Raw genomic sequence first — 8,863 nt, 5'->3', positions numbered from 1 at the left:
GGAGCCCCCGTCGCGTCACGGGCCGAGCGCCGGGCGCCGAGCGCCGAGCGCCGAGCGGACTATCGCGCTCGGCGCTCGGCGCCCGGCGCTCGGGTGGGCCGGCGAAGGCGGCTCCCGGGCGGAGACGCCGCCCGCGCTGCGAGGAGCGCGCTCGACGCTCGACGCTCGCCGCTTACCTCAGCTCCAATCCGAACCGCACCGTGCGCCCGGGCTGCGGGAGCCCGCACTGGTCGTAGACGGTCGCGTCGGTGACGTTGTCCATCGCCAGCGTCGCGCGCAGGGCGCGCAGCAGGCGCGCGCCTCGTCCGGCCGGCGCGAGCGACCACGCGCGCGAGAGCGCGGCGTCGCCGACGGTCTGGGCGCCGAGCGCGACCTGCCGGCCGAGGTCGGGGTGCTGGCAGAACTGGCGCCCCGTGTAGCGCGCGAGCGCCGAGCCGCGCACGCCGAGGCCGAGCGGGACGCCGACGTCGAACGAGCCGCGGAGCTGCGGCTGGTGCTCGGGGCGGCGCTCGTTCGGCTGGCCGGCCGGCAGCGTCTCGTCGTACAGCCGCACCTTCTGCGCGAGCAGGTCGCCGGTGAACGAGACGCCGCGGAGCGAGGCCGGCGTCCACCCGGCGAGCAGCTCGACGCCGGTGCTGCGGATCTGGTCGCGGTTGACGCGGCGGAAGAGGCGGTTGGGGAGCGTGACGCGCACGACCGCGTCGTCGAGGCGGTGGTGGAACGCCACCGTCTGCAGCGTCAGCCCGGCGCGCGCCGCGGCGTCGCCGACCACCGTCGCGCCGGCCTCGAAGCCGAGCAGGCTCTCGGGGCGCAGGGTCGGGTTGGGGTCGAAGCGGTTGAGCGCCCCCGAGTACAGCTCGCGCAGCGCCGGGAAGCGCGCGCGCCGGCTGGCCGAGGCGTGCAGCCGCAGCTGGTCGACGACGGCCGCCGTCGTCCCGACGCGCCACCCCCACCGCGACAGCTCCCCGAGCGACGCCTTCCCGCCCGTCTCGGGCGTCTCGGCGGCGTCGCGCACCACGCCGCCGCTCACCAGCACGCGCGACAGCAGCGGGAACTCCAGCTCCGCGCCGAGGCTCGACAGCCGCTGGCGGTAGCGCGACGCGACCGACGCCGGGAGCTGCGCGTCGAGCGTCTCGTCGTAGCGCACGTCGGCGAGCGTGCCGCCGACGCGCAGCTGCCCGTCGCCCGGCAGCGAGTGCGCCGCGGTGACGCGCCCGCTCGCCGTGCGCTCGTCGCCCAGCTCGCGCGAGGCGACGGTGCTGTACGTGCGGTTGGTGAAGCTCTCGATCTCGAGGTCGCCCTGGTACGCGCCGACGCTGGCGTCCACGCGCCCGCGCCCGAACGGCGTGGCCAGGTCGCCGGTGCCGGCGCTCAGCACGCCGAGGCGGCGCGAGGACTCGGGGTAGCGCCAGAAGCGGGGCGCGCGCACGTGCAGCTCGGGGGCGACGCCGCGGCGCGCGTCGTACGCCGTGACCGTGCCGCCCAGGTACGCGCCCGAGGCGCCGTCCCAGCGCACGGCGGCGAAGCCGTCGGTCTGGCGCAGGTCGGTGTTGGTGCGCAGCGCCGCGTCGCGCACGTCGCCCGGATCACCGACGCCGCCGGTCGTCCCCTCCCCCGCCCCGCCGTCGCGGCTGAGCGCGAAGCCGTCGCGCTGCCGGTACGTGGCGCCGCCGCGGAAGGTGAGCGTGCCGCTCCCGAGCGCGACCGGGGCGCCGCCGGCGGCGGTCAGCACGCGCGCCGAGAACTGGTCGATGCCCGTCCCCAGCGTGAGGTCGGGGCGGCGCGCGCCGTCGGCGTCGGCGGCGTTCAGCTCGACCGCGATGACGCCGCCGAGGGCGTTCGGGCCGGTGAGCAGCGAGGAGAGCCCGCGCACCAGCGTCACGCGGCGCACCCCGGTCGCCGGGATCAGCGACGCGTCGGTGCGGTGGTCCCACCCGAGCGTGAGCGGGAGCCCGTCGAGGAGGAGCGACGCCTGGCGCGAGTCGGAGCCGCGCACCGACAGCTCGACCTCGCCGCGCGAGTTCTGCCGCACGAGCACGAAGGGCGTCTGCCGCAGCACCTGCTCGAGCAGCGGGGCCGGCTGCGTCGGGATCGGGAGCGAGTCGGGGCGCACCACCACCGCCCCCGCGCCGCCCACGGTCGCTGCCGCCCGCGTCCCGGTCACGACCACCGGCTCGATGCGGCGCGTCGCGCTGTCGCGCGGCGTGCCGGGGGCCTGCGCCGCGGCCGCCGCGGGGAGCAGGGCGGCGACGGCGGGCGCGACGAGGCGGGCGGAGCGGCGGGGCATGTCGACGTGGGGCGACGGGAGGGAAGCAGCGGACGCGGCCGCGCACGCTCGCGACCGGAAGGGCGTACGCGGCCGGCGACGCGAACGCTGCGCCCGCGGCATCCGGTCTGCCCGATCGGGAGTAGGTTACCGCGCAACGCCGACCCGGACGAGGAGCCGACGAGGAGACATGGAGCGCTGCGAGTACTGCGGGTCCGAGCGCCTCGAGTGGCGCAAGTGCAAGCAGGTGTGCGCCGACTGCGGCAACATCAACCGCTCGTGCGCCGACCTGGCCGCATGAGGAACCGCGTCGACCCCCCGCGCCCCGTCACCCTCGACTTCTCGGGGAGCGCCGCCGCCGAGGCGGGGCGCCACGACCTGTCGGCCGCCACCGCCGACGGCGACACGCTCTGGCTGGGAAGCGACGAGGGGACGTGCCTGGTGCGCCTCACGCGCGTCGCCGACGACCGGTGGGGCGACGCGGTGGACGTCGACCTCGCCAACCTGGTCGACCTCCCGGGCGCCGCCGACGACGAGATCGACGTCGAGGGGATCGACGTGTCGGGCGGCGCGCTCTGGGTGACCGGCTCGCACTCGGTGGTGCGCCGGAAGCCCGACGAGGAGCTGTCGCCGGCCAAGCGGCTGCGCCGCCTCGCGCGCACGTCGCGGAAGGGGAACCGGCACCTGGTCGCGCGGCTGCCGCTGGTGGCCGACGCCGCCGGCCGGCCGCTCCCCGGCCCCGGCGCGCGCCGCCTCCCCGGCACCCGCTCGCGCGACGCGCTCACCCGCGCGCTCCGCGACGACCCGCACCTCGGCGCCTGGCTCGACGTCCCGGGGAAGGACAACGGCTTCGACATCGAGGGGCTGGCGGTGCACGGCGAGCGGCTGTGGCTCGGGCTGCGCAGCCCGGTGCTGCGGGGGACGGCGGTGATCCTCGCCCTCCACCCCGCCGACGACCCCGACGACGCGGCCGCGCTCCGCCTGCGCCGCTGCGGTCCCGGCGGGCGCCGCTACGAGAAGTTCTTCCTCGACCTCTACGGCCTCGGCGTGCGCGAGCTGTGCGCCGACGGCGACGACCTGCTCGTCCTCGCCGGCCCGTCGATGGTGCTCGACGGCCGCTGCACGGTGCTCCGCTGGCGCGGCGCCCGGCACGCGCGCGGCGACGCGTTCGTCACGCGCGACGCGCTGGAGCCGGTGGTCGAGCTGCCGTACGGCCACGGCGACGAGGAGCGCGTGGACCACCCCGAAGGGCTGGCGCTGCTGGTCGAGGACCGGGGGGGGCCGGCGCTGCTGGTGGTGCACGACTCGCCGGCGGCGGGGCGGGCGCGAGGGTCGACGGTGGTGGCGGACCTGTATCCAGTGCGCTCGTCCACGGCGTAGAGCGGGGTACGGCGAAGATCAGGATACGGCGCAGGGCGGGGTGAACCGAACCAAGGGGTGAACCGCACACCGGGGTACCGCGGACCTACGAGCTCGCAGCCGGTAGGGCCGCCCTACCCCGCTCTGCGCCGTACCCCTTGGTTCGGTTCACCCCGCCCTGCGCCTCACCCGGAAGTTCGGGTCACCCCGCCCTACGCCGTTTCAGAAAGTCAGCCGGCCCCCCAGTCCATTCCCCACCACCCCGACTCGCACGGGAATCCGCACCGCCTCCCATCCCTCCCCGTTCGTCCCCGCCCCGATCGCCGCGCCGAGGAGGGCGCCCGCGCCCGTGCCGAGCAGCGCGCCCACGCCGAGGAGCACCGGCGCGAGGTAGCACTCGGACCGGCACCGGTCGTTGCGGTCGAGGCGCCAGGCGTGGAGGTAGGTGACCGCCGCCGCGCCGCCGAGGGGGACGGCGAGGACGAGTGCGCCGATCCCGGCGCCGCGGCGCGCGTTGTAGGCGCGGTCGACGCCGATCGAGCGGTCGAGCGTGGCGACCTCGGACCAGGCGAGCGACAGGCGCGTCGCGGCGGGGCCGTCGACGCGGAGGCGCAGCGAGTCGCGGCCCGCCGACTCGGCGACGGCGCGCACGCGGTGCAGGCCGCGCGCGGGGGCGGTGACGCGCACGACGGTGCCGCTGTCGACCGACGCGCGCGCGGCCGGCTGCGCGGCGACGGCGGCGGGGAGCAGGAGGAGGGCGAGGGCGCGCACGGGAGACGGCATCCCGGATCGAAACCGCCGCGTGCCCCGCCGTCCAGGGCGCCCTTGTCGCCGCGTCGTGCGGGGCCGACCTTGGGCGCGTGGACGTCACCGTCGCCCCCCCCGCTCCCGTCGTCGTCGCCGCCGCCGCGCCCGCGCCCGTCGAGGCGCCCGCCTGCGCCAACTGCGGCGCCCCCGCGGGCGACGCGTTCTGTCCGCGCTGCGGGCAGGAGCAGCACGACCTCCACCGGTCGGTGCGCAGCATCGTCGACGAGCTGCTCGACTCGCTCGCGGGGTGGGACGGGAAGATCCCGGCGACGCTGTGGCTGCTCGTCCGGCATCCGGGGCGGCTGACCGCGGAGTTCCTCGGCGGGCGGCGCGCGCGCTACCTGCGCCCGCTGCGGCTGTACCTCACGCTGAGCGTCGTGTACTTCGTCGGGCTCGCGATCGACCGGCGGGTGAACGCGCGCGAGCTGGACCTCCGCGTGCGCGAGCCCGTGGCGGCGAGCACCGACGCCCCGACGGACCCCGCCGCCGGCGCGCGCGCGGCCGCGCCGGCGGGCGCCGTCGAGCGCGCGTTCGAGGCGCGGATGCGGCGCTTCGCGGCGCTCCCCAAGGCGGAGCGCGACCGCGCGTTCTCGCAGGCGTTCTACGGCCAGCTGTCGAACATGGTGTTCGTGCTGGTGCCGGCCTTCGCGCTCCTGCTGCGGCTCGCCTACCGCCGCGCGCCGCTGTTCTACGCCGAGCACCTCGTGCACGCGCTGCACCTGCACCTGTGTCGGGCTTTACAGCGCTTCGATATTCAACACCAAGTCGTTGTCGGTGCGACACTTCGCACGGTACGTCCTAGGAGTTGTGGTCGCTGCGTGACCGCCCCAACGCCCCCCGGGTCACCCGGGGGGCTTTGTCGTTTTCAGCCGGTTCTCTAGCTGCTCCGTGCGCTCGCGCACGTATGCGGCGAGCGAGTCATCGTAGCGGTCCCCGATCACCAGCAGTAGCTGCTGGATCACGAAGTCCTCGTCGGTCATCCCCTCGACGGCCCGCTCGTCCATGTGGTCTAGCGCCCGACGGACGAGGTCTTCGTGCATGATATTGTTCTCGTGCATCACCCCTCCGACTCAGTCATAGATCACACCTCGTCAAAGTCGTGTCCGGGCTGGCCCCCCTGGATCGGCTCCACCCACCGCTCCCGGTCCGCCGAGACGCTACTTGAGGTCTACATCATTGCCAACGGGACGGTCCAAGTGCCGACGAAGCGACTCGAGGATTAGGTCGTTGAGGGAGGTGCCGCTCACTTCGGCCCGCGCACGCAGTCTCTCGAACAACTCGTCTGGGACACGTAGGACGAATCGGTGGTGACGCCCCAGCTTCTCGGGGCGCCCACGCCGGGGCGCATTGCTCATGCCGCCGTCTGGTCGGCGGGTTGACTTCCGGAATAAATGATATCATTTATTCCTGTAAGGGCGCTAAACCTGGAATCGAGAGCGGAGTGCGATGTGCGGCGTATCCTACTGAGAACGTTCAAGGACCCGTTCGCCCCGCGTGGTTTTCTGTGTTCTAGTGTGCCGCTGCGGCCCGAAGATGCGTCGCGGGAATCCGCTCGGATCGACCGCCTGTGCGCTGCCCTTCGCATAAAGCGCGAAGACCAAGACCTTGAGTTCTACGTCCGGCCAGAGAACCTCTGGCTCGTGGTTCAGCTGGTGGACGGGCAGTTCAGAGTGGCAACCGAGACATTGACGCCGGGAAAGGCTGCTCCTCAAGCCTGTCTGCCACTCATACCCGTGAAGCCGCTTCCCGAGAAAGAAGCGCGCGCCTTGCTCAACCGCTACTGGAACTGCGCGCGTATGCCTGACCCGGAAAGTCCCGGTCACTGGATCGTCGCCGCGCCGGTGAGCGCGCGCGGTTCTCGAGCAAGTGAGCGGCGACAGCGGCGGAGAACAGACGAAGGGCTACACGATGCCGTGTAGCCCTTCGCCGCTCAGGCGACCTTACTCGGGAACGAGGAAGGCAAACGTCTTACCCGGGGGGGCAAGGACGCGCTTCTTGGTGGCCGCGTGGACATACGAGCGGCAGAAAATCCACTTGTAGCCCTCCGGCGCCGGTTGCACAGCCATGGCTGAGTCTCCGAGAATGGGCGAATCCCCTTGTTGCCGGCGCCACATATCCGTACGATACCCATGCACTTAGCACGCACGGCGGGCATGTCCCGGCCTCCCTTTGGGTGGTTACGCGTGTCCCCGTGGGAGTTGAACGCCCAATGTCAGCGGCAACTGACATTGGGCGTTTTTACTCGTCCTCAAGTGACAACATGAACTGCGCCCACTTGGCCACCCGGCGCAGATCGCCCGGAGCAACGGGCAGAGGGATGTCGATGGTAGCCAGGCGGCCCTGGCTGTCGAGCGGAATCGTATACCGCTGCGTGCCAGCCCCGACCGGACTCACCGGAGGCGGGCCATCGACGGTGCTCGGCGCAACGGCGACGGGTGCATTCGCGAGCGGCGCCTGACTCGCGGTACTGGACGCGGACACAGCGACAAGCGCGGTGCTCTCCGCAGGCTCCGGCTCAGTGTGAAGGATGCCGTGACGCAGCAGACCCGCGAACTCGACTGACTCCCGAAAGATTCGGGCGACGTCCTCGCTCGTGTTCGCATGGACTCCGAACTCTCTCACGAGAATGTTCGGCAGAAGCGAAGGCAGTCCATGCCCTCCGAAACGGCCGAAGAGCCGCTGATAGAGCGTAGGCTCCATCGCTGCCTGAGCAAGCCCGTCGCGACTCTCAACGTCGTCACGCGGCATAAGCAGACGCCGACCAAGATCGGAGATTTGCAGCGCAGCAGCGCCGCTGCGCTCCATCAATCCGAAGTGCGTCAATGCGCCGATCGCGCGATTTGAGCGCCCATTGAGCGACGTGAAGCCCATCGCCTTCGCCACGGTGTCCCTACTGGCGCGTCCGTAGCCCACCCCTGTCCGAACTTGGCGAAGTAACTCGAGTGCTTCCGGCAGTGAAAATCCCGGGGAGCGTACACCACGCTCCTCCTTCGAGCCGGTCTCCATCTCGTAGGTCTCCATGGGCGCGCTCACGTGTGGGTGCGCGATGAGGGTAATCACCCGTCCACCACGCGTCAAGCGCCCGAAATCGCATTACCGGCCCACGGAACGCACCTTGATGCCGGCCGGGGACCAAACAACGGTTCTACGGAGCAAGCACGATGCACGAGCAAACCCCTCACCAGGATTCCTCGAGCCATCCAAGCCGGAACGTCCACTCAAGAATTGACCGGAGACCGACTTACTAGTCCACAGTATTCCCCGAACGTCCCTGAGCAGTATACAACTCCTTTCACTACAACCGCTTGGACAAATGAATTCGCGAGGCCCCGGAGCAATACAAAAGCAATCTTATGTCGCCGGAGACCTTCTGATCCGTGGCGTCGACTCCTGTTGAACGAGCGCAGTCAGTTTCCGACTGGCACGGCCACATCTCCCACGAAGCGCATTCCAAGTGCCAGATCGCCGGCAGGACTCGGCCGAGTCACCTAGGCCACTTCTTTTCTCCATCGCTAATACTCGCTCCAGTGGCAGGTGAACCTGTCAATACGACTGCCCACTGGCCGGTAAAGTCTCATCTAGACCTGGACAAGCTTTCGGAGCGCTGGACAAGTAAGGTACACCCGTGCCAAACAAACCGGACAGATGCCGAAGATCGCTGACCGATAGAGTTGCGTCGGACCCACTTAAGGGTCCGCTCTCTCAGCGACTACCGCTGCAAGGCGTCCGGCCTGACTGTCTCGGACAGGGCCAGTCGCGACGTCGCGAAAATGGCTGAGGTCCGACGGGAGCCGCCCGTCGCGTACCGCAGCAGAGATGATCGCGCCCGCGCATCCGCCAGGGGGTGCGCGCTTCTACGCGAAGTACAAGACGCGACTGCGCGCACGCACACGCGTTCGCGATGCTCGTGATGCTCGTCGTCCACTTCACGCCAGGGGCGTGGGCGCTGCTCCCGTTCGCCGCGATCCCGGCGTACGCCTGGCGCTCGCTGCGCGTCGTGTACGGCGGCGCGCCCGCGCGCACCGCGCTGAAGCTCGCGCTCCTGCTCGGCGCCTACGGGGTCGCGCTGGTGACCGCGCTGTCGGTGCTCGGGCTCGGCATCGTCTGGTTCGTGCTGACCTGACGCCGCGCGGCGCGGTCAGGGGACGACGAGCAGCCCGACGCGCGAGCCGAAGTCGTCGTCGGCCCCGGCGAGGTTGGCCGGGACGCGCCACGCGCCGCCGTCGGCGCGCACCGTCAGCCGCCGCGTGCCGCGCGGGAGCGGCGCGGCGAGCACCCACGCGTCGCCGTCGCGCACGAGGCCGATCGGGCGCCAGTCGGTCCAGTCGCCGCGCACCTCGACCGATCCCGCGCCCGGCGCGCGCACGCGCAGCCGACGCACCGCGCCCGCGCCGTCCACCGCCTCGGCCTGCGGGGCCTCGCGCGTCGCCG

8 protein-coding genes are annotated in these 8,863 nt (G+C 72.0%); 3 read left to right on the top strand and 5 right to left on the bottom strand.

Features of this window, described 5'->3' with window-relative positions; translation table 11 throughout:
• Positions 1-172 precede the first annotated feature (172 nt).
• Positions 173-2,287 (bottom strand): TonB-dependent receptor, encoded by a 2,115-nt coding sequence (locus PYV61_RS15695; RefSeq protein WP_275833235.1) that lies wholly within the window; start codon positions 2,285-2,287, stop codon positions 173-175.
• Between the two features lie 276 nt (positions 2,288-2,563).
• Here PYV61_RS15695 and PYV61_RS15690 point away from each other — a divergent pair, with 276 nt between their 5' ends.
• Positions 2,564-3,646 (top strand): DUF3616 domain-containing protein, encoded by a 1,083-nt coding sequence (locus tag PYV61_RS15690; RefSeq protein WP_275833233.1) that lies wholly within the window; start codon positions 2,564-2,566, stop codon positions 3,644-3,646.
• Positions 3,647-3,847: 201 nt separating this feature from the next.
• Here PYV61_RS15690 and PYV61_RS15685 read toward each other — a convergent pair whose 3' ends face one another.
• On the bottom strand, positions 3,848-4,408 hold the full coding sequence (locus PYV61_RS15685) for a hypothetical protein (RefSeq protein WP_275833231.1): 561 nt from the start codon (positions 4,406-4,408) through the stop codon (positions 3,848-3,850).
• 77 nt (positions 4,409-4,485) lie between these two features.
• Between PYV61_RS15685 and PYV61_RS15680 the strand changes: the two genes are divergently transcribed.
• Positions 4,486-5,313 (top strand): DUF3667 domain-containing protein, encoded by an 828-nt coding sequence (locus tag PYV61_RS15680; protein ID WP_275833229.1) that lies wholly within the window; start codon positions 4,486-4,488, stop codon positions 5,311-5,313.
• Here PYV61_RS15680 and PYV61_RS15675 read toward each other — a convergent pair.
• Complete coding sequence (locus PYV61_RS15675) at positions 5,275-5,490, bottom strand: hypothetical protein (RefSeq protein WP_275833227.1); 216 nt, start codon at positions 5,488-5,490, stop codon at positions 5,275-5,277. The two genes, PYV61_RS15680 and PYV61_RS15675, sit on opposite strands and share 39 nt — an antisense overlap.
• 1,180 nt (positions 5,491-6,670) lie before the next feature.
• Positions 6,671-7,453, bottom strand: coding sequence for a hypothetical protein (locus PYV61_RS15670; RefSeq protein ID WP_275833225.1), 783 nt, complete (start codon positions 7,451-7,453; stop codon positions 6,671-6,673).
• A gap of 880 nt (positions 7,454-8,333) precedes the next feature.
• Between PYV61_RS15670 and PYV61_RS15665 the strand changes: the two genes are divergently transcribed.
• Positions 8,334-8,555, top strand: coding sequence for a hypothetical protein (locus tag PYV61_RS15665; RefSeq protein WP_275833223.1), 222 nt, complete (start codon positions 8,334-8,336; stop codon positions 8,553-8,555).
• Positions 8,556-8,570: 15 nt separating this feature from the next.
• Here PYV61_RS15665 and PYV61_RS15660 read toward each other — a convergent pair.
• Positions 8,571-8,863: glycogen-binding domain-containing protein (locus PYV61_RS15660; RefSeq protein WP_275833221.1), on the bottom strand; the 293-nt coding region annotated here is incomplete at its 5' end.

Origin of the sequence: Roseisolibacter sp. H3M3-2 (assembly GCF_029211165.1) — a bacterium.
Taxonomy (GTDB): domain Bacteria; phylum Gemmatimonadota; class Gemmatimonadetes; order Gemmatimonadales; family Gemmatimonadaceae; genus Roseisolibacter.
This window is presented reverse-complemented; position numbering and strand designations above follow the sequence as displayed.

What these genes read in the sequence shown, in the direction of transcription:
- PYV61_RS15695 (WP_275833235.1), bottom strand. Translation starts at nt 2,287, where the DNA reads ATGCCCCGCCGCTCCGCCCGCCTCGTCGCGCCCGCCGTCGCCGCCCTG.
- PYV61_RS15665 (WP_275833223.1), top strand. Translation starts at nt 8,334, where the DNA reads ATGCTCGTGATGCTCGTCGTCCACTTCACGCCAGGGGCGTGGGCGCTG.
- PYV61_RS15685 (WP_275833231.1), bottom strand. Translation starts at nt 4,408, where the DNA reads ATGCCGTCTCCCGTGCGCGCCCTCGCCCTCCTCCTGCTCCCCGCCGCC.
- PYV61_RS15690 (WP_275833233.1), top strand. Translation starts at nt 2,564, where the DNA reads ATGAGGAACCGCGTCGACCCCCCGCGCCCCGTCACCCTCGACTTCTCG.
- PYV61_RS15670 (WP_275833225.1), bottom strand. Translation starts at nt 7,453, where the DNA reads ATGGAGACCTACGAGATGGAGACCGGCTCGAAGGAGGAGCGTGGTGTA.
- PYV61_RS15675 (WP_275833227.1), bottom strand. Translation starts at nt 5,490, where the DNA reads ATGCACGAGAACAATATCATGCACGAAGACCTCGTCCGTCGGGCGCTA.